This is a genomic window from Comamonas sp. wu1-DMT (assembly GCF_040187805.1).
In the GTDB taxonomy this organism is placed as follows: Bacteria; Pseudomonadota; Gammaproteobacteria; order Burkholderiales; family Burkholderiaceae_C; genus Comamonas; species Comamonas thiooxydans.
In genome coordinates this window covers 191,739-211,333 of sequence record NZ_JBANEM010000011.1, presented here as the reverse complement: position 1 = coordinate 211,333, position 19,595 = coordinate 191,739, and the positions used below count along the sequence as shown (strand labels likewise).

General features: G+C 59.5%; 16 protein-coding genes and 2 pseudogenes. 15 read left to right on the top strand and 3 right to left on the bottom strand.

Annotation, left to right across the window (positions count from 1 at the left end; genetic code table 11):
* Together mhpE and V8Z78_RS17055 are read left to right on the top strand one after the other, a co-directional pair.
* Positions 1 to 439: pseudogene (mhpE, locus tag V8Z78_RS17060) on the top strand (4-hydroxy-2-oxovalerate aldolase); the annotation flags it as partial.
* A 57-nt stretch (positions 440 to 496) separates the two neighbouring features.
* Positions 497 to 1,357 carry an alpha/beta fold hydrolase gene (locus V8Z78_RS17055; RefSeq protein WP_046461844.1) on the top strand — a complete coding sequence of 287 codons (861 nt, stop codon included), beginning with the start codon at positions 497 to 499 and terminating at the stop codon, positions 1,355 to 1,357.
* 311 nt (positions 1,358 to 1,668) lie between these two features.
* On the opposite strand, the gene V8Z78_RS17050 is transcribed toward V8Z78_RS17055, so the two are convergent.
* Positions 1,669 to 2,634, bottom strand: a complete 966-nt coding sequence (locus V8Z78_RS17050) for a LysR family transcriptional regulator (RefSeq protein WP_179626801.1) — start codon at positions 2,632 to 2,634, stop codon at positions 1,669 to 1,671.
* 127 nt (positions 2,635 to 2,761) lie between these two features.
* On the opposite strand from V8Z78_RS17050, the gene V8Z78_RS17045 reads away from it, so the two are divergent.
* The 3 genes from V8Z78_RS17045 (at position 2,762) to V8Z78_RS17035 (ending at position 6,689) form a co-directional block, all read left to right on the top strand.
* Positions 2,762 to 4,336, top strand: a complete 1,575-nt coding sequence (locus V8Z78_RS17045) for an MFS transporter (protein WP_179626802.1) — start codon at positions 2,762 to 2,764, stop codon at positions 4,334 to 4,336.
* 619 nt (positions 4,337 to 4,955) lie between these two features.
* Positions 4,956 to 5,861 (top strand): 3-hydroxyacyl-CoA dehydrogenase family protein, encoded by a 906-nt coding sequence (locus tag V8Z78_RS17040; protein ID WP_255443448.1) that lies wholly within the window; start codon positions 4,956 to 4,958, stop codon positions 5,859 to 5,861.
* Between the two features lie 12 nt (positions 5,862 to 5,873).
* Positions 5,874 to 6,689 carry a beta-keto acid cleavage family enzyme gene (locus V8Z78_RS17035; RefSeq protein WP_080944481.1) on the top strand — a complete coding sequence of 272 codons (816 nt, stop codon included), beginning with the start codon at positions 5,874 to 5,876 and terminating at the stop codon, positions 6,687 to 6,689.
* An 8-nt stretch (positions 6,690 to 6,697) separates the two neighbouring features.
* On the opposite strand, the gene V8Z78_RS17030 is transcribed toward V8Z78_RS17035, so the two are convergent.
* Positions 6,698 to 7,330 (bottom strand): GntR family transcriptional regulator, encoded by a 633-nt coding sequence (locus tag V8Z78_RS17030; protein WP_231879738.1) that lies wholly within the window; start codon positions 7,328 to 7,330, stop codon positions 6,698 to 6,700.
* A 60-nt stretch (positions 7,331 to 7,390) separates the two neighbouring features.
* Positions 7,391 to 9,149, bottom strand: a pseudogene (locus tag V8Z78_RS17025) (IlvD/Edd family dehydratase).
* A 111-nt stretch (positions 9,150 to 9,260) separates the two neighbouring features.
* Here V8Z78_RS17025 and V8Z78_RS17020 point away from each other — a divergent pair.
* From V8Z78_RS17020 to V8Z78_RS16975, 10 genes are all read left to right on the top strand, one after another.
* Positions 9,261 to 10,274 (top strand): tripartite tricarboxylate transporter substrate binding protein, encoded by a 1,014-nt coding sequence (locus tag V8Z78_RS17020; protein ID WP_046461849.1) that lies wholly within the window; start codon positions 9,261 to 9,263, stop codon positions 10,272 to 10,274.
* A gap of 50 nt (positions 10,275 to 10,324) precedes the next feature.
* A complete protein-coding gene (locus V8Z78_RS17015; protein ID WP_054074875.1) occupies positions 10,325 to 11,245 on the top strand; it encodes a LysR family transcriptional regulator in 921 nt (306 codons plus the stop codon).
* Positions 11,246 to 11,421: 176 nt separating this feature from the next.
* Positions 11,422 to 12,366, top strand: a complete 945-nt coding sequence (rpoH, locus tag V8Z78_RS17010) for an RNA polymerase sigma factor RpoH (RefSeq protein WP_003071304.1) — start codon at positions 11,422 to 11,424, stop codon at positions 12,364 to 12,366.
* Between the two features lie 142 nt (positions 12,367 to 12,508).
* Positions 12,509 to 13,507 carry a Bug family tripartite tricarboxylate transporter substrate binding protein gene (locus tag V8Z78_RS17005; protein WP_003071303.1) on the top strand — a complete coding sequence of 333 codons (999 nt, stop codon included), beginning with the start codon at positions 12,509 to 12,511 and terminating at the stop codon, positions 13,505 to 13,507.
* 248 nt (positions 13,508 to 13,755) lie between these two features.
* The gene (locus V8Z78_RS17000; protein WP_003071302.1) at positions 13,756 to 14,499 is read left to right on the top strand and encodes a sterol desaturase family protein; all 744 of its coding nucleotides are present in this window, start codon (positions 13,756 to 13,758) and stop codon (positions 14,497 to 14,499) included.
* Entirely contained in the window at positions 14,500 to 15,432 is a 933-nt protein-coding gene (locus tag V8Z78_RS16995; RefSeq protein ID WP_034363578.1) for a fatty acid desaturase, read from the top strand.
* A gap of 17 nt (positions 15,433 to 15,449) precedes the next feature.
* Positions 15,450 to 17,384 (top strand): StlD/DarB family beta-ketosynthase, encoded by a 1,935-nt coding sequence (locus V8Z78_RS16990; RefSeq protein ID WP_003071300.1) that lies wholly within the window; start codon positions 15,450 to 15,452, stop codon positions 17,382 to 17,384.
* A 31-nt stretch (positions 17,385 to 17,415) separates the two neighbouring features.
* The gene (locus tag V8Z78_RS16985) at positions 17,416 to 18,354 is read left to right on the top strand and encodes a DUF6999 family protein (protein WP_003071299.1); all 939 of its coding nucleotides are present in this window, start codon (positions 17,416 to 17,418) and stop codon (positions 18,352 to 18,354) included.
* Positions 18,355 to 18,357: 3 nt separating this feature from the next.
* A complete protein-coding gene (locus V8Z78_RS16980; RefSeq protein ID WP_003071298.1) occupies positions 18,358 to 18,999 on the top strand; it encodes a DMP19 family protein in 642 nt (213 codons plus the stop codon).
* Positions 18,996 to 19,586, top strand: coding sequence for an immunity 22 family protein (locus V8Z78_RS16975; RefSeq protein WP_179626804.1), 591 nt, complete (start codon positions 18,996 to 18,998; stop codon positions 19,584 to 19,586). Before V8Z78_RS16980 ends, V8Z78_RS16975 begins: the two co-directional genes overlap by 4 nt.
* Positions 19,587 to 19,595 lie beyond the last annotated feature (9 nt).

The following is a 19,595-nucleotide window of genomic DNA, read 5'->3' as shown; positions in this document are numbered from 1 at the left end:
TGCCCACCACAACCTGAGCCTGGGCGTGGCCAACTCCATCGTGGCGGTGGAAGAAGGCTGCGACCGCGTGGATGCCAGCCTGGCCGGCATGGGCGCGGGTGCCGGCAATGCTCCGCTGGAGGTGTTCATCGCAGCCGCAGAGCGTCTGGGCTGGAACCACGGCACCGATCTCTACAAGCTCATGGATGCCGCCGACGACATCGTGCGCCCGCTACAAGACCGTCCGGTGCGCGTGGACCGCGAAACACTGGCACTGGGTTACGCAGGCGTTTACAGCTCGTTCCTGCGTCACTCCGAAGCTGCGGCGGCCAAGTATGGACTCAAGGCCGTGGACATTCTGGTGGAGCTGGGCAAGCGCCGCATGGTCGGGGGTCAGGAAGACATGATTGTCGACGTAGCGCTGGACCTGCTGAGGCAACGCGAAGCCGCCTCCCTCTGATCTTTTCACCATCCTCGCGGTCAGCCAGCCGTGGCTGCCGCCTTCACGGAGTCATTTATGAACGCACCCCACACGGAAGCCTCCAGCAGTCGCTTTGTCACGATCACCGAAGCGGGACAGCCCCTGAGGCTGCACTACAACGATGTCGGCTCCGGCAGCGAAGTCGTGGTCATGCTGCACGGCTCCGGCCCAGGCGCCAGCGGCTGGGCCAACTTCCACCGCAATATCGAACCGCTGGTGGATGCGGGATACCGTGTCATTTTGCTGGACTGCCCCGGTTGGAGCAAAAGTGACACCATTGTCAGCACAGGCTCGCGTTCGGATCTGAACGCACGCTGCCTCAAAGGCGTGCTGGACGCGCTGAACATCGCCAAGGTTCACATCATCGGCAACTCCATGGGCGGTCATAGCGCCGTGGGCTTTGCGCTGGCCAATCCCGAGATGGTGGGCAAGCTCATCCTCATGGGCGGCGGCACCGGCGGACCCAGCGCCCTCGTGCCCATGCCCGCCGAAGGCATCAAGCTCATCGGTGCGCTGTACCGTGACCCCACCGTGGAAAACCTCAAGCGCATGATGAATGTGTTTGTGTACGACAGCAGCAGCCTGACCGAAGAGCTGTATCAGCAGCGTCTGGCCAATATCCTGGCCCGCCGCGATCACCTCGAAAACTTCGTCAAGAGCGCCCAGATCAACCCGAAGCAGTTCAGCGACTACGGCGCACGCCTGCATGAAATCAAGGCCAGGACCTTGATCATCTGGGGCCGTGACGACCGCTTTGTGCCATTGGACATCGGCCTGCGCCTGCTATGGGGCATTCCCAACTCGGAATTCCACGTGTTCAGTCAGTGCGGCCATTGGGCACAGTGGGAGCACGCCGAGGTCTTCAACAATATGGTTCAAGACTTTCTCGCTCGCTGACCGGCCAGTGAGCCAGCAAGAAGTGGAAGCAAGCCATTGAGATGAATGCCATGCATGGACAACATGCTCAATGGCTTTTTTGGGATGCAGAGCAGGCAGCGGCCCAACCATCCCTGCCTCCAGCAGACTCCGCCGCCGATTGAGCGCAGCTGGATGCGACAGCCTGGTTGTCAAACGGATATTGGCATCAATCAAGCGAAATTCCGCGTCTCGTCGCGAGGACCACTTCGAAGCATTTCACTCACTGTGATCCTTCTGCGACTCAAACATATCCGCCCGGGTCATGCTCCGCTAGTGGGAAAATGCAGCCCTTACCGAGAGCGGATTGAATTGTCATTTTTTGCCACCGCATCCTCAGGATTCAGCAAAGCCGGAATCTCGGCCACCAGCGCGTCAATGGCCACCCGCAATTTGCAACGCAATTGCCGTGCCTGTGGCCAGAGTGCATGGATCTCATAGGAGCGTGCCCGATAGTCGGGCAGGATATGCACCAGCTCTCCACGCTTGGCATAGCTGCTCAGCAGCCAGCAGGGGACCCAGGCAATGCCATAGCCCGCCACAGCAGCAGCGGCAATGGCCTGGATATCGTCCATGCTGATCTGGGTGCGCACCTGCAGGCGGTAGTCTGAGCTGCCGTCTCGCCCAGCAACTGGCGAAACATTCCACGGAGCGACAACACCCGAGTGCGAGTAACTGATGACCGCATGACCATCGAGCTCTTCCAGTTTGCTGGGCGTGCCGTGGCGTGCCAGATAGGCCGGGGAAGCTCCGATGCTGATGTGCTGTGTGCCCAGCAGGCGCGCAGACAAAGTGCCGCTGTCTTGCAGCGGGCCTATGCGTATGGCCAGGTCAAACCCCTCCTCGATCAGATCGACTGTACGGTCGCCAAACGACAGATCGATGCTCAGCTGCGGATACAGACGCGTCAGATTCAGCAGTATTGGCGCAACGCACAGCTGCCCAAAGCCTTCTGGCACGCTGACCCGCAGGCGCCCGATGGGCTCCATGCGGCCACTGTCCAGATCCGCCTCGGCTGCATCCAGCTCCTTGAGTGCACGGGTGCAGCGCTCGTAGTAGATCTGTCCTTCCGCAGTCAGGGTCTGGGTACGCGTATTGCGCTGCAGTAGCCGCGAGCCCAGACGTGCCTCCAGCCTGGCAACGGCCTTTCCCACGGCAGAGCGCGTCACGCCAAGCCGCTTGGCAGCAGCAGTGAAGCCGCCCGCTTCCACTACCTGTACAAAGGTGGAGACTCCTTCCAGAGGGTCTTGCACAGTCATGTCGATTGGATCCTTCAGATCCCCAATTATGGGAAATAAGTGCGTAAATTTAAGAATTTTATTCCCATAGACTCGCGTTGAACGTTCTGCGCCAGAACGCTGTTTCCCTTTTCTGGAGTGCGCAACCATGTCCTCGAATGATGTTGATCTCTTGAACACCAGCAGCCTGGAGCCGGCACCGACCCGGCGCAATCGCATTGCGCTGCTATCGGTCTGTCTGGCCGCACTGATGTTCAGCCTTGAAATATCCAGCGTGCCTGTCATCTTGCCCACGCTGGAGTCCGTTCTGCACAGTGACTTCAAAGACATTCAGTGGATCATGAATGCCTACACCATCGCCTGCGTCTCGGTGCTCATGGCCACCGGGACACTGGCGGACCGGTTTGGCCGCAAGCGGATCTTTCTGATCTCCATAGCCCTCTTTGCGTTTTCATCGCTGCTGTGCGGCCTGGCATGGAACACACCGATGCTGATTGCCAGCCGCGTGTTCCAGGGGGCCAGCGGCGGCGCCATGCTGATCTGCCTGGTAGCCGTCCTCTCGCATCAATTTCCGCAAGGCGCCGAGCGCAGCCGCGCCTTCAGCACCTGGGGAGTTATGCTCGGCATAGGCTTGGGCTTTGGCCCGCTGATTGGCGGCATGATCGTCGCCCTATCGGACTGGCGCTGGGTATTCTGGGTACACGTGCTGATTGCCACGCTGACCTTCTTTCTGGCCGCCATCGCCGTGCAGGAATCGCATGACCCAAAGGCCGGCGCGCTGGATCTTGCGGGCATCGTCACGCTGTCCCTCGCGGTGTTCGGCCTGGCCTTCTTTGTGACGCAGGGCTCCGATACCGGTTTTGGCAGCATGTCTGCGCTGGCCGCCATGGCTGTGGGTCTGCTGAGTTTTGCAACCTTTGTGTGGGTGGAACTGCGTGCCCAGCATCCCATGTTCGACTTCTCCGTCTTTCGGGTGCGCAATTTCTCCGGTGCACTGATGGGCTCCATGGGCATGAACTTCAGCTTCTGGGCGTTCATCATCTACCTGCCCATCTATTTTCAAAGTGCGTTAGGTCAGGATGTCACGGCCGCCGGCGTCTCGCTGCTAGCCTACACCCTTCCCACGCTGGTGTTCCCGGTGGTTGGAGAACGCATCGCCATGCGCTATGGCCCGCGTATCGCCATTCCGCTGGGGTTATTCGCCATCGGCCTTGGATTCATGCTGATGCTCGCTGGCAGCCAGCTCGCCCACAGCCACTGGCTTTACGTGCTGCCGGGCTGCATGATTGCCGGTGCAGGGCTGGGTATCACCAACACCCCGGTGACAAATACCACCACGGCAGCGGTCTCCAGCACACGCGCCGGCATGGCGTCCGGCATCGACATGAGTGCCCGCATGATTACGCTGTCGATCAATATCGCGCTGATGGGTTTCCTGCTGGTGCATGGCGTACAGCAGCACCTGCAAACCGCATTGCGCGACCCTGTCGATGCTGCAGCGCTGCGCGAGATGGCCAACGGCATTGCCTCTGGCAACCTGCAAGCCCTGTACGCCCAACAGGCAGGCGCTGGCGCCGTCACTTCGCCACAGGCACTGACAGACATTGCCCGCGAGGCATTGGTGCACAGCTTTGGCGGCGTAATGCTCTATGCGGCCATCGCCGTGTGGCTGCTGGCACTGGGCAGCTTTGTGATCTTTTCGGGTCGCAGGGCAGCACGGTGACTTGTATGGCGGTCCAAGCCGATGGGCAAGAATCTGCTCGCTGATCTGCAACTTGGTTGCCTGCATTGTCATGGACATCGATTTCCTGCCTGGGCAGCAAGCGGCAGGCCTCGACAACCTCACAGACATTGGCAACCGTGCCACCTGCTGTGTGCACCAGGCCAGAATCAGCATCCATGCCGAAGTACCACCGGCTGCCTTTCCAGCTCTGGTGCACCTCTTCACCATGCACCTTGTTTCGATTCCTGGTGAATGCCAGTGCAGCACTCAGGGTAGCGTCCACAGTGGTGCCAGTGTGCGGCATAGCTGCCCAATGCGTTGCCGTGGCAAATTCATGACACGCTCCAAGTCGATCAAAGACTGCCGTACTTTGGCACCACCTGCGATTTGCTGAATCGTGTCGGCGGCTCTTCACAGATAAAAGAGGCACATCGCAATATATTTAAAAATCAGGATATTTATCCCAATAAATTTGTTTAACAAATTTATCGAAACCATCCAGACTTCCTCCAAGACTCATAGAACTTGGAGACATCTGTTGGAGCAAAAAATTTTCAGTGCGCCTGGGCACTTTTTCCGCCCCTCGCGTTCACATGCTGTTGTGATTGGCGGCGGGACTATGGGAGCCGATGTCGCGGTCGTCCTTTGCCGAGGAGCTTGCAAAACGACTGTTGTCGAGTCCAATCCCGACCGGGCTGCCAAAGTCCCTGGGCTGGTCCATCACGGCTTGACCCAACTGGATGCGGCGCAGCAGCTTGCCCACCTGTCCGTCGTCTCGTCATTGGACGACCTCGACTGGAGCTCTGTGGATCTTGTGATCGAATGCATCCCGGAGCGCTTGGACATCAAGCAAGCGCTTTTCAAGCAACTCGAGCAGCGCGCCCGCAAGAATGCATTGCTGGCCAGCAATAGCTCTAGCTTCCCCATTACAGCCATTGCACAAGGCCTGGCAACGCAGGAACGCATGCTGGGTCTGCATTTCTTCATGCCTGCGCACCTGACGCCTCTTGTCGAAGTGGTGTGCGGCGAGGCATCCCGCATGGAATGCGCAGAGAACCTTCATGCCTTCATGCGCCAGTGCGGCATGGTGCCGGTGCTGGTCAAGAAAGATTTGCCAGGCTTTTTGGCGAACCGCCTTCAGCACGCGCTGGCTCGCGAGGCTTTTGCACTGATTGAAGCGGGCATTGCATCGGCCGAGGATGTGGATGCAGCCGTGCGCTTTGGCTTCGGCTTTCGCTTTCTTGCAGCGGGCCCCGTGCTTCAGCGCGACCATGCAGGTCTGGAAGTCCACTGCGCCGCTGGAGCGACTATGTATCCATCGCTGGCGGACAACAAGGAACCAAGCCCATGCCTTTCGCGAAGAGTGGCTGAAGGCAAGTTCGGCATGAAGTCCGGTGAAGGATTTTTCAAGTGGACCCCGGAGAGCATCGCGCAAGAGAAACAGCGCTACCAGAAGACGCTGCTGGCAGGTCTCGAAATTCTCAAGAGCGAATTGCCTTCCGTGGGCGACGCTGCCGAGCAATAAGAGGAACGCATGATGAATACACCTCTGATCATCACCGTTGCCCCCAACGGAGCCTACAAGACCAGGGAGCAACACCCCGAGGTTCCTCTGACTGCCGCCGATCTGGCACAGACCGCCAAGGAATGCCTGGACTCCGGGGCGTCCATGATTCATATGCATGTACGCAAGCCTGACGGCAAGCATTTACTCGATGCCCGCGCCTACATTGAAGCCACTGCTGCAGTGCGCAAAGCAGTGGGCCGGGAACTGGTGGTTCAGGTCACCACTGAAGCGGCACAGGTCTACCAGCCATACGAGCAGATGCGGGTCGCCCGCGAAACGGCTCCGGAAGCGATCTCTGTCGGCTTGCGCGAAATACTCAAACCTGAAGTTCCCGAAGCGGATATCCGGTCCTTCTTCACATGGCTCAAGCAGAGCAATGTGATGACCCAGGTCATCCTGTATGACGTGGAGGACGTGCAGGCCTGGCAGCGCCTGCTTGCAAGCGGCGTCATCCCGGCAAACAAATGGTTTCTGCTTTTTGTACTGGGCCGCTACTCCGCCGGTCAGACCTCTTCGCCCATCGATCTGCTGCCGTTCCTGAATGCCCACGACGATGCCCATCCATGGGCGATGTGTGCCTTCGGCCCTCAGGAAAATGCATGCGCGATGGCTGCTGCAAGTCTCGGAGGCCATGCGCGCGTCGGCTTCGAGAACAACCTGTTCCTGAAGAGCGGCGAGCCGGCAGCAAGCAATGCAGCCTTGGTCGCCCAGGTTTGCGAGGGGGCCGCAGCGCTGGGCCGTCCTCTGGCCACGGCTCACGATATTCGAGGCATGTTCCTGAACTGATCAGCACTTCAAGGCAGTAGCGCCTCTTGTGTCTTCAAGTAGTGATCTCTTGGAGGCACAAGATGCTCTGCCGTCAGGCAGATCAGGCGCTCCCTCGACCCCTCCCCCTGCGCCAGCACCGCCAGCAGCTCGTGATGCTCCTTTTGGGATTGCAGCTGACGCTCTCTGGACATCAGCGTTCCAAATCGAATCGCATGCGTTTGGCGCGCGAAGTCTTCGATGGACTGCGACAGAAAAACATTGCCGCATTGAGCAAACAAAAGCCGATGAAACTCCTGGTTGGTTCGAAAAATGCCGCGCGGGTCCTGTTGCTGGATAGCTGCGTCGTGCCCGGCCTGAATGCGCCTGAGCTGCTCCAGGGCATCATGGTCCAGAGGCAGCGCAATTCTGCGCATCGCCTCCAGCTCAAGCAGCTCTCTCATTTCATAGAGATGAATGACTTCCTCCCTGCTGAAAGCCTTCACCATGGAGCCAATGTTGCGCCTGCGCTCAAGCAGGCCAGCACTTTCCAGCTGAGCCAATGCGTCTCGCACCACATGGCGTTTGGCTGCGAACCTTTCCATCAGATCATCTTCGACAAGACGCACTCTGGGAGCCAAGAGGCCCAGAACAATGTCTTCCTCCAATGTCGCGGCAATCACGGATGCACCGTCCTCGGATGGACGGCGCTCCTTGGCAAAAGCGCCCGTCGGCATATGAACTTAACTCCTTGGAATCGAACCCTTGCGCTGCGTCGCGGTCAAGAAATCAAAGTCTGCGCCACGATCGGCCTGCAAAACAGTTTTCTTGAACAGATGCGCGTAACCACGCTCTGCCACAGGAACTTGAACAGGCTTGGCATTCTGACGCATAGCCAGCTCTTCATCGCTGACCAGCCATTTAATACTGCGCTCGCGCACCGACAGGCGAATTCTGTCCCCGGTTTGCACCCAGGCCAATGGTCCGCCAATCGCCGCCTCTGGCGTCACATGCAGGACGATGGTGCCGAAAGCGGTACCGCTCATACGGCCATCGGAAACACGCACCATGTCTTTCACGCCTTGGGCGGCGAGTTTCTTGGGAATGGGCAGGTAACCCGCTTCCGGCATCGCCGCTGCTTTGGGACCGATATTCTTGAGCACCAGCACATCCTCGGCCTGAACATCAAGCTCGGGCGAGTCGATACGAGCGGCCAGATCCTCTGCATTCTCGAAAACAACGGCACGGCCCTCATGCTCCATCAGCTCGGGGTTCGCTGCGGACTGCTTGATGATGGCGCCTGCCGGGGCAAGATTGCCGTGCAGCACAGCAATGCCTCCCTGTGGATACAAGGGGGCATCCAAAGTCTTGACCACATGCTGCTTGAAGCCTGGGCCGGCCGCCTCCAGCTCCTCGCCCAGGGTGCGCCCCGTCACGGTCAGAGCATCCAGGTGCAGCAGGGGCTTGAGCTCTCGAAGCAGGGTATGCATGCCGCCGGCTGCATGAAAGTCCTCCATGTAGTGGTCGCCGGAAGGCTTGAGATCGAGCAACACGGGAGTATTGCGGCTCATGGCGTCCAAAGCCTTGAGATCCAGCTCGTAGCCCAGGCGACCCGCAATCGCGGCCAGATGCACGATGGCATTGGTCGAGCCTCCCATGGCCAACAACACCCGCATGGCATTTTCGAAGGCAGCAGGCGTGAGAATCTTGTCAATGCTCAGTCCAACACGCGCCATGTACACGGCCACCTCACCGGATCGCTCCGCAATTCGAATGCGGTCGGCAGTAACCGCTGGAGGAGTTGCACTGCCAGGAATGCCAATCCCCAGAGCCTCTGCAATGCAGGCCATCGTGCTGGCAGTGCCCGCCACCGAGCAGGTACCCACGCTGGCGACGAGCTGATTGTTGACGTCGGAAATTTCCTCAGCATCAATTTCTTCGGCACGAAATTTTCCCCAGTAGCGCCGGCAATCGGTGCACGCACCCACTCTTTCGCTTCGATGCGATCCCGTGAGCATGGAGCCGGTAACCAGTTGCACTGCCGGCAGTCCGACCGAAGCAGCTCCCATCAGCTGAGCCGGCACCGTCTTGTCACACCCCCCCGATCAACACGACCGCATCCATGGGTTGCGCTCGCAGCATCTCCTCCGTGTCCATGGACATGAGGTTGCGCAGATACATGCTGGTCGGCTGGGAAAAGCTCTCGTGCAGCGAGATGGTCGGGAAGTCCATGGGCAGACCACCTGCCATCAGGATGCCGCGCTTCACTGCCTCAATCAATTGCGGCATGTTTCCGTGACAAGGGTTGTAGGAGCTGCCTGTGTTCGAGATACCGATCACAGGCCTGTCCAGCGCCTTGTCGGTATAGCCCGCTCCCTTGATAAAGGCCTTGCGCAAAAAGAGAGAGAAACCGCGATCACCGTAGTTGGTGAGTCCTTTGGAAATGCCGCTCGAAGCGGCTTCCGGATGAATCGTGGCTTGCTGGCCTGGCTTGTTCGTCATGGGAGGGTTAACCATTGTTGATGCATTGATTATTAATAATATTATTGATTAAAAGAAAAATCGAGCGCTCAAACAAGAAAGCGCATACCTGAAAACCCTAAAGGAGACTTCATGAAACCCACAGAACTCGTTAATCCGGGCATGCGCCGCCGCAAGCTCATTAACCTGGTTGCAACCGCCCTCGTCGCATCTGGTGCATCGGGAGCAGCCTGTGCGCAAACTGACTACCCCACCAAACCCGTGAGGCTGGTAGTTCCCTATGCGCCGGGTGGAGCGACCGATGTCATTGGCCGCGTTCTTGCCAAGCAGCTTTCAGACGCACTCGGGCAGCAGTTCGTCGTCGACAATCGCGCCGGAGCTGGCGGTAGCCTTGGTGCAGGTCAAGTCGCCAAATCACCTGCCGATGGCTACACCTTGCTGATGGGTGCATTCACAAGCCACACCATCAATGCAGCGCTGACGCCTGCTGCGGCTCCTTTTGACATCCATAAGAGCTTCTCTCACATCTCGGTCGTAGGTACCGTTCCACTGGTATTTGTGGTCAACCCCAATGTTCAGGCGAAGTCCGTCAAGGAACTGGTAGCGCTTGCCAAGGCCAGCCCCGGCAGCGTCACGTTTGCATCCGCAGGCAATGGCTCGCCTCAGCATCTCTCGATCGAGATGTTCAAGCGTCAGACACAGGTTGAAGTCGTTCATGTGCCCTACAAAGGCAGCGGACCCGCTCTTTCCGATCTGCTCGGCGGTCAGGTCAATGCCATGATTGACACCGTTCCTGCCGCACAAAGCCAGATCAAGGCAGGCAAGCTCCGGGCCCTGGCCACCACGACCAAAGAACGCGTTGCCTCGATTCCAGACATCGCTACTGTCGTGGAAGCTGGATTTCCAGACATGCAGGTCAGCTCCATGTTTGCACTTTCGGCTCCTGCAGGAACTCCAGGTGCAGTCATTCAGAAGATCAATTCAGCGCTGAAAGTGATTCTGTCCAAGCAGGATGTCAAGGACTCCATGCTCGCCCAGGGCACTATTGCTACCTACAGCACGCCGGACGAGTCGGCCAAGATCATCAACGCCGAATACGCCAAGTGGGCCCGATTGATCAAAGACAGCGACATCAAGGCTGAATAAGCGAAGATAACGGAGCTCCAGGACGCTGCAGCTCCGCTACCTATACTCTGGTGGTGGAAGCCAACCTATCAACCAAAGACCTGAGAGCGGTAGTAGCCCTGAGCCAGACCAAGAGCTTTGGTCAAGCCGCCCTCCTGGTTCACCTCTCCCAATCTGCGCTGTCGGCCCTGATTGCGCGTGTAGAAGCCCAGATCGGAGCAAGACTGTTTGAGCGCACCACTCGCGCTGTCGAGCTGACCGATGCGGGGCATGTTTTTATTGCCCATGCCCAGGAGATCTTGCGAGATACGCAGCGAGCTCTACGGGCCGTGACGGACACCGTCCAGCTCAGAACGGGATCGGTGACGGTTGCCGCACTCCCCTCTTTGGCCGCCTCGCTGCTGCCAAAGGTCTTTGCCGAATTCACGCGGATTCATCCCGGGGTACGCTTGTCCTTGCTTGATACCTTATCTGGCCCTGCGTTTGATCTCGTTCGTGATGGCAAGGTCGACTTTGCACTCACTGCAGCAGATCCCAAGCAAGAAGACCTCGCCTATGAGCAATTGATGGAGGACCAGTTCTTTCTCATCTGTCCCGATGACCACCCTCTATCCAAGCAGGCAGGTCCCGTCGCGATCGAGAACACCTTGGACTATCCGCATGTCTCCATGCCCAGTTCTGCCAGCGTCCGGCAGTACATTGATGCGGATCTGCACTCAAAAGGGCTTTATTTCGCTCCTGTCTTTGAAGTTGACCATATTGCAACCATCGGAGCCCTGGTCAGTGCCGGTCTGGGCATCAGCGCACTGCCTGAAACAGCCGTATCGCTGTTGCAAGCTGGCCGCCTTGTGCAGATTCCTTTGTCGCCCCCTGGAATTCAACGCCCCTTGGGCATGGTGATGCGCCGCCACGCACCTCGAAGCTCGGCGGCCAAGGCATTGGAGGCGTTAATCAGAGCGAGCCTGCACAACCTGGCCTCTCATTCAAGCTAGAGCACTGCTGCAGATTCCGCAAAAGAGAGAGGTCGAAGGGAATGTAAAAAATTCTCCACGAATCGACACGAGCCGCCTGAACCGTCAAAAACCAACAAAAGCTGTGGGAACTTTGTCTTTAGCACTCTCTCTAACGGAGTGCTAATATGAAGATCATGGAAGAAAGGAAACCTGCAATGAAAACTGCCTCCGGCTCCATTGCTACTGCCTTGGCGCCCGCGAACCCCTGGGCGCTGGTACCTCCGCTGGGCAACCTGGATGCCTATATCTCGGCGGTCAATCGTATGCCAATGCTCACCCTTGAGGAAGAGCAGGACTACGCTCGCAAGCTCAAAGAACACAATGATCTGGACGCCGCCGGGCGTCTGGTGATGTCCCACCTGCGTCTGGTCGTCTCCATCTCGCGCCAGTACCTGGGCTATGGTCTGCCTCACGGCGACCTGATTCAGGAAGGCAATGTGGGCCTGATGAAGGCTGTCAAACGATTCGACCCCGATCAGGGCGTGCGTCTGGTCAGCTACGCCATGCACTGGATCAAGGCGGAAATCCACGAGTACATTCTGAAGAACTGGCGCATGGTCAAGGTCGCCACGACCAAGGCCCAACGCAAGCTGTTCTTCAATCTGCGCTCGATGAAGCATGACCTGAAGTCCGATGCTGCCATGGCGGACGAAGAGCTGGCCCTGCGCGAGACGCTGACCTCGAACGAAATTGACGCGGTTGCTGCCAAGCTCAACGTCAAGCGCGAGGAAGTCATCGAGATGGAAACCCGTCTGGCCGGCGGCGATGTGCTGCTGGATCCTTCTCCCAGCGACGACGGAGAGCAGGCCTTCGGCCCCATCGCCTACCTGGCTGATGCCAGCCACGAGCCTACCGCCATGCTTGAATCGCGTCAGCGCGATCATCTGGCGACCGATGGTCTGGTCATGGCCCTGGAGGGACTGGATGACCGCAGCCGCCGCATCGTTGAAGAGCGCTGGCTCAAGGTCAATGACGACGGCTCTGGCGGCATGACGCTGCATGAGCTGGCTGCCGAATACGGTGTGAGCGCCGAGCGCATTCGCCAAATTGAGGTAGCTGCCATGAAAAAGATGAAAAAAGCGCTGGCCGAGTTTGCGTAAACGCCAACTTGCGCTCCAAGCCTTTAAAAGGCTGAAATGCTGAACCTCAAACCCGGATAATTTCCGGGTTTTTTATTTTTCGGCATTGATGCATGTTCTCATGCACACCGATCGCCTATCAAGAATTCAAAAGAGACCTGCCATGCCTATTCGCACTTCGCACATCTTGAAGAACCTGTCCCGCCGCAACCTGGTTGCGGCAGGAGTCGCCATGGTGGCGACAGCAATGGCTCCGGCCGTCCTGGCAGCCGACAACTGGCCCGACAAGCCCCTTCATCTGATCGTGGGCTTCCCCGCAGGCTCCTCGCCCGATCTGACGGCCCGCGCGTTGGCCGAGCCATTGGAGAAGAAGCTGGGTCAGACCATCATCGTGGAAAACCGCGTGGGAGCCGGCGGCAATATCGCCGGCGAATATGTCGCCAAGGCTGATGGCTACACCTTCAGCGTGATGATCAACGGCAATATGACCATTGCCAAGATGCTCAACCCTGCCGTGCGCTATGACCCCATCAAGGACCTGCAGCCCGTGAGCCTGATCGGCGTGGCTCCGCTGGTACTGGTGGCCCCTGCGTCGGCCCCACAAGGCAAGGCCTTTATGGAAGCGGCCGCCAAGGCTGGCGACAAATGGAGCTATGGCTCGCCCGGTGTCGGTACCGTGGGCCATCTGGGCATGGAACTGCTCAAGAGCCGCTCGGCCATCAAGGCCGTGCACGTGCCCTATACCGGCTATCCTCAAGTGTTCAACGGCATTCAGGGCGGCGATTTGAAGCTGTCCATGCTCCCTCCGGCACTGGCCATGGCACAGATTCAGGCCGGCAAGCTGCACGGCATTGGCGTAACCTCTGCAGCACGCAGCCCGCTGGCTCCCGGCCTTCCCAGCCTCAAAGAGCTCGGCGTCAACAACTTTGATCTGGAAATCTGGAACGCCGTGGCTGCGCCCAGGTCCATGCCCAAGGCCCATGTGGACAAACTGGCGGCTGCCGTCAGCGAGATCGTGCGTACGCCCGAGATGCGCCAGAAGCTGTCCATGCAAGGCTGGCAAGCCGTGGGCAGCTCGCCCGAAGGCCTGAGCAACCGCATCCAGCAGGATGTGAAGGCACTGGGCACCATCATTCGCGAGCAGGGCATCACGGCGCAGTAAACACGCCCCCTGAGCCGCCTTGCGGCTTCCCCCGAGGGGGGACGACAGCCTCGCTGCGCGGCGGCGCTTGCTCGCTGTCACCAGATGACGTGCGCCAGTTTTCCTCCATCCCACACGCTGAAGCGACTGCGGGTATCAACGAGAGCTACTGCGGCGTCCTTTATCATGCGCCCGACAGGCATGGGTTTACGCTATGCCGTCGGGCGCATTGTTGTATCTGGGGCAGCGCCACCGCTTTTGGAGCCTTCATGGACGCTGGTACCTGGTTCACGCAGCTCAATGCCTGGCAAGTCATGGCATTGGGCCTGGTTTTTTTCGGGCTTATTTATCTTCTGGGCGGCCTGCTCATGGGCGCTCTGACGGCATCTCTTGCCCGTGCCGGTATTGGTAGGCCACTGGATATACGTCCGCTCAAGCCCGACCAGTTGCAACGTGAATGGCGCCAGTCCTTTCATTCCATACTGATCTTCGGCATAGGCATGATCGTCCCCTGGGGCTTTCTGCAACTGGGCTGGGCCCAGCTCTCGCCCACAGCCAGTGCTGGACGCATCGTTGTGGAGATCTTTGCGCTGCTGATCTGGAACGATGTGCACTTCTGGATCAACCACCGCCTACTGCACACGCGCCGCCTGGTGCGCTATCACGGCGACCATCATCGCTCCGTGGTGACCACGCCCTGGTCCACCTACAGCTTTCACCCCATCGAGGCGCTGATGCTGGGCAACATCATCTTGCTGCCCATGCTGGTGCATGACTTCTACTTCTGGTCGCTGGCCTCGGTGCCGGTGCTGAGTCTGATCCTGAATCTGATCGGCCACTCCAACTACGATTTTTTCCCCTCAGTCTCAGATACCCATCCACTGGCCGCCAGCCGCCGTCACCATCTGCACCACGCGCGCCCGGCAGGCAACTATGGCTTTGCGCTGGCCTTCATGGACCAGATCATGCGCACGCGGGTCGCAGACAACACCCCCAAAAGCTCCAGTCACTGAATGAGCAGGCACCCAGGCCAGCGCCGGTATCCAGTCCTGCGCCACTGGCGGGACTGGCAATCCGTCTTCTACATGATTCTGCTGCCGCTGCTCGTGTGGTGGCAGTGGAGGCATGGCTTCAGCTTCATTCTCTACAGCATCGAGCTGTTTCTGACATTGGGAGTAGGCGTGATTCATCACAACCACACCCATGTGCGCATGTGGTGGGGGCGCTGGACCAACCGCTTCACCGATTACTGGCTGACCCTGCTTCAAGGCCACCCCACCTTTGTGTTCTGGCCCGCCCATGTGGCCAATCACCATCGATTTCGCCATGGACCGCGCGATCTGGCACGCACCTACCGGCCAGAATGGGGCGGCGATACCAATCATCTGTGGGGCTATCTGATGCACCCGGTGCAGGCGGCTTTCGTGCTGTATCCGCTGTTCTTTCGCTGGCTGAACAATCTGCACCGTCACTGGCCTGGCGCCTTTCGCTACTGCATGGGGCAATACACGCTGTGGCTGGGAAGCTGGAGCTTCTTTCTCTGGCTGGACTGGCAAAAGGCGTTGATCTTCATCATTCTTCCCCAGTTGCACGGCCTGCACTGGCTGCTGGCTACCAACTATCTGCAGCATGCCCACGCCGATGGAAGGCCGATGACCAGAGCGCAGCGCAATACTCCAGGTATCGAGCTGAACTACGCGCGCAACTTTGAAGGCCTGGTCAACCCCCTGCTTTTTAATATTGGCCTGCACACCGCGCACCATGAATGCCCGCATGCCCACTGGTCCGAACTGAGCGGGCTGCATGAGCACATTTACCGCCAACGGGTCACACCTGCATTGAACGAAGGTGGCCTGCTGCCTTATATGGGACGCGTGTTTGTATTGGGTCTGGTCTGGCCCGCGGCAAGAACCCAGCCGCAGATGCCGCCCGACGCTGTGAAGTAAAAACCTGTTGAGGATCTATGCCTGTTGCCTATTCCAAGGTCTATCTGCAATCTGCCGGCATGTTTCTGCCTGGTGCCCCGGTGGACAACGCTGGCATGGATGCGTTTGTAGCACCGCTGAACCGCATCTCCGAGCGCATCAAGCGCCGCATCCTGGCCGAAAACGGCATCCAGACCCGCCACTACGCCATTGATGGCGAAGGCCAGACGGTGTTCAGCAACGCCCGCATGGCTGCCGGCGCCATCGAGGAGACCCTGGCCCTGGCCGGCAAAAAGCTCGGCGATGTCGGCTTTCTGTCCAGTGGCTCCTCGGGGGGCGATGCGCTGATGCCCGGCTTTGCCAGCATGATTCAGGGCGAAATGGCCGCCCCGCCCATGGAAACGCTTTCTGTGCATGGGGTCTGCGCCGCCAGTGTGGGGGCCATGCAAGCCGCAGCCATGGCTGTGGAGAGCGGCGCCCATGCACTGGCCCTGTCGGTGGCCAGCGAAATGCCCTCGCGCCTTTTCAAGCGCTCGCGCTTTGCAGCCCAGGGCTATGACACCGATTTCGACGCCCACTTTCTGCGCTGGATGCTGTCCGACGGCGCGGGCGCCGTGTTGCTGGGCGGCCCCAAGGCCCTGCCCCAGGCCAACGGACTGCGCCTCAAGCTCAAGTGGACGCACCAGCGCAGCTTTGCCGGCGACTACCCCGTGTGCATGCAGCTTGGCATGACGGCCGATCGCGGCAAAAGCCATCTGGACTTCCCTGCCTGGAGCGATGCCGAGGCCGCAGGCGCTCTGGCACTGCGCCAGGACATTCGCCTGCTGCCACATCTGTTCGATGTCTGCATTCACGAATATGCAGCCCTGGCCCACCAGGGCTGGGTGCCCGAGCGCGGCATAGACCACTTTCTCTGCCACTATTCGTCGGAGCGCTTCATTCCCGTGGTCGACGAGCTGCTGGGCAAGGCCCAGCTCAGCATTCCACGCGAGCGCTGGTGGAGCAATCTGGCCTGGCGCGGCAACACGGGTGCAGCCTCCATCTTCATCATGCTGTCGGAGTTTCTGCAAAAGCAGGGCCAGAGCCTGAAAGCAGGCGACACCGTACTCTGCTTCATCCCCGAGTCGGGCCGCTTCACCGCAGGCTACATGCTATGGGAAGTAGAGCTGGATGCGATTACCGAGCAAGCTCCAGAGGCCAGTTTCCCTTGGAAATCTGCACAGTCAGCGGCGCTGCCGGATGATGCTCTTCCCGATGTATCCACCATCGCCGCCCCCCATGACCCGGCCGCTGCGCCATCGCAGCTGGCGCCACTGCTAACCGAGCTCGCCAGCATCTGGCAGGACTACCGCAGCAATGTCTGGCGCACGCCCCTGCTCCAGCGCATGCGCACACGCCAGTTGCAGATCACCGACTATCTGCGCTGGATGAGCCACTGGATTCCCCAGGTGCGCGAAGGCAGTCTGTGGATGCGCGAAGGCGCGGCCTCGCTGACCGGTGACTACGCCACGCTGGCCTCGCTGATCGACCTGCATGCAGGTGAGGAGCAGAACGACTTCAAGATTCTGCACAGCGACTATCTGAAGGCCGGCGGCACCGAGACCGACATCAACCGCCTGCGCCGCAACCCCGGCGGCGAAGCGCTCAATGCCTATCTGCACAGCCTGGCTGCCACGCCCAACCCGATCGGCCTGCTGGGCGCCATCTACATCATCGAAGGCACGGGCCAGCGCATCGTTCCGAGCCTGCTGCCCCTGCTACGCCAGAGCCTGCCGCTGCCGCCCGATGCCTTCCGCTTTCTCGAATACCACGGTGCCAACGACGAGAACCACCTGGAGCGCTGGCTGCTGGCCGTGCAGATGGCGCTGGAGCTGGACAGTGAAGGCACGGCCCAGCAGGCCATACTGCAGACCGCACGCAACACGGCCGCCATGTACCTGATGCAGTTCCAACATGTGCTGGCCGAGCGATAACTAGAAGCAGCAAAAAGCACCGGGAGGATTCATGAAGAACGAGTTCAACGACCATGTCTGGGACGAGCGCGACCCCAGCCCCTGGCTGGCGCTCTACCTCGACCAGAGCACACCTTTGCCCGATGACGTCAAAGCCGCCTGGCTGCGCGACTGCAGCAGCAGCTCGCGCCAGTTCTTTCTGCCGGCCATGCGGCCGCTGGCGCGGCTGTCCATGATCGTCATTCAGGCGCTGAAGATCTTTCTGCCCAAGCGCTGGTCGCACTCCATGCTGCTGCACCGCCTGCTGGCCTTCGGCATGAAGAAGTTTCTCTCGCCAGAGGCCAACTGGCTCATCATGCGCCACTTTCATCTGGGCTCCCAGGTACTGGCCTTCGTCGCCGCCAATGCCCCGACCAAGGTCAGCACCGCGCCCTTGATGCCCATGGAAATCGACGATGTGAAGGACGAGCTGTTTCTCAAGCACGACCTCAACCTCTTCAACTTCGTGATTCGCCTGAACAAGGCACTGCGTGAGAACGGGCAGGAACTGGTACCCGTGGCCGAGCCCGATTTTTCCATGATCCGCGAGCCCGATCTCAGGCTCGAAGACATGCCGCGCGGACGCTTCAACGTCATCGACCTGCAAAGCGCCATCGAGCTGTACACGCCCATCTACCAGCTGCTGCTGACCGACAACGACTTCTGGCGCGCCAGCAACTCGCTGCAGCTCGACGAAACCGTTGCCATTTACTGCGCCAAGATCCTGGCCTCGCCAGAGCATCTGGTGCTGCTCAACAACAAGCATCCCATGGTGCCGCTGTCCACCCTGTATGCGGCCTACCGCCTGGTGCTGCACGGCCTGTCCACCGAGATGCTGCACTCGCTGCTGACACGCATGGCCAACGGCGAGCACCCCATTCCCGCGCGCGAGCTAGCCAAGATGCACCGGGCCGCCGAGACGGTGATGGATCAGACCGCCGCACAAAGCTGAACCATGGACCCACAGAGCAACCGCATCACAGGCGTTCGCATCGACGAGCAGACCATCTGGCTGGCACTAGCAGATGGACGTGAACTGGCCGAGCCCATCAAACGACATATCCGCCTCGAAAAAGCCACACCCGAGCAACGCCTGGCATGGGTGCTGAGCGACGAGGATCACGGTCTGAACTGGCCGGCGCTGTGGCAGCCATCTCCCGAAGGCATGGTCAGCGTCTGGGACCTGGATCAGGACAGTCTCTACAACCAGGCTATGGGCGCGCTGCTCGCCGCCCAATGGGACATCACCCGGATATCTCCGGTCCAGCGTGAACTGGTGGCTCTGTGGCGCATGGAAGCCGATATCAACAACGGCGGCTTTCTGCAGTTTCTGGGCAACTGGGGAGTGGAGAACCATCAGCTCACCCTGCAGGCTCTGCAGGCCATAGGCGCTCCCCTCACGCATCAATGTCTGCAAGACATGTTTGCGGTACTCAAGCGCTTCGAGGAGACGTCAGAAAATGTGGACTTCTCCGATCTGCCTGCACTGCTGACGGACGCCGAGCATGAGCAGTTGCAGGAACTGGAAGAAGCCTTCTGGGACTACCCGGAGCCTTTGAACAAGCTGGTGGTCATGCACTACGGACCCGTCCAATGAAGTCTGAAAACAAATCCAGCAAGACTTATTCGCTGGCATTTCGCAAAGCCCTGGTGGACGAAGCGCTGAATCGCACACCCGGCGGCGGGTTTCCGGAGCTGGAAAAGCGCCACCACCTCAAGCCCGGCACCCTGTTCGACTGGGTCGATGAGCTGGGCCCGACACCGCCGCCTGCGCCTTTTTCTGCACTGCATTTCTGGATAGGCAATACGCCGCTGGGCGAGCCGGAATTTGCCCGCTACTTTGAACATGCAGACAGTTACTGGGATCTGGAAGTCGAAGACATTGAGGGCAGCAGCGAAGATGTCACGGGTTGCGGTTTCTGCCAGGACCTGGGCAGAAAATTTCTGTTCGACGAAGACCTGCTGCTGGTGATCTGGCTGCCCGAGCCGGTCCCTGTCGCCGCCATCGCGGGACAAAGCACGCTGGACTCCGACGTATCGCTCGCACTCATCGTGCAGGCCTGCGAGGCCCAAGGCATTCAGACGGCCAACGCCATGTTTGTCTATGCCGACCCCTGCGAGACGATCACCGATCCAGACAAGCTCTACAACGGACTGAGCTACATGGGTCTTTTTGACGACTGACGCAGCTCA

Coding starts and splice junctions, on each gene's coding strand:
- V8Z78_RS17055 (WP_046461844.1), top strand. CDS start 497: ATGAACGCACCCCACACGGAAGCCTCCAGCAGTCGCTTTGTCACGATC.
- V8Z78_RS17050 (WP_179626801.1), bottom strand. CDS start 2,634: ATGACTGTGCAAGACCCTCTGGAAGGAGTCTCCACCTTTGTACAGGTA.
- V8Z78_RS17045 (WP_179626802.1), top strand. CDS start 2,762: ATGTCCTCGAATGATGTTGATCTCTTGAACACCAGCAGCCTGGAGCCG.
- V8Z78_RS17040 (WP_255443448.1), top strand. CDS start 4,956: ATGGGAGCCGATGTCGCGGTCGTCCTTTGCCGAGGAGCTTGCAAAACG.
- V8Z78_RS17035 (WP_080944481.1), top strand. CDS start 5,874: ATGAATACACCTCTGATCATCACCGTTGCCCCCAACGGAGCCTACAAG.
- V8Z78_RS17020 (WP_046461849.1), top strand. CDS start 9,261: ATGAAACCCACAGAACTCGTTAATCCGGGCATGCGCCGCCGCAAGCTC.
- rpoH (WP_003071304.1), top strand. CDS start 11,422: ATGAAAACTGCCTCCGGCTCCATTGCTACTGCCTTGGCGCCCGCGAAC.
- V8Z78_RS17005 (WP_003071303.1), top strand. CDS start 12,509: ATGCCTATTCGCACTTCGCACATCTTGAAGAACCTGTCCCGCCGCAAC.
- V8Z78_RS17000 (WP_003071302.1), top strand. CDS start 13,756: ATGGACGCTGGTACCTGGTTCACGCAGCTCAATGCCTGGCAAGTCATG.
- V8Z78_RS16995 (WP_034363578.1), top strand. CDS start 14,500: ATGAGCAGGCACCCAGGCCAGCGCCGGTATCCAGTCCTGCGCCACTGG.
- V8Z78_RS16990 (WP_003071300.1), top strand. CDS start 15,450: ATGCCTGTTGCCTATTCCAAGGTCTATCTGCAATCTGCCGGCATGTTT.
- V8Z78_RS16985 (WP_003071299.1), top strand. CDS start 17,416: ATGAAGAACGAGTTCAACGACCATGTCTGGGACGAGCGCGACCCCAGC.
- V8Z78_RS16980 (WP_003071298.1), top strand. CDS start 18,358: ATGGACCCACAGAGCAACCGCATCACAGGCGTTCGCATCGACGAGCAG.
- V8Z78_RS16975 (WP_179626804.1), top strand. CDS start 18,996: ATGAAGTCTGAAAACAAATCCAGCAAGACTTATTCGCTGGCATTTCGC.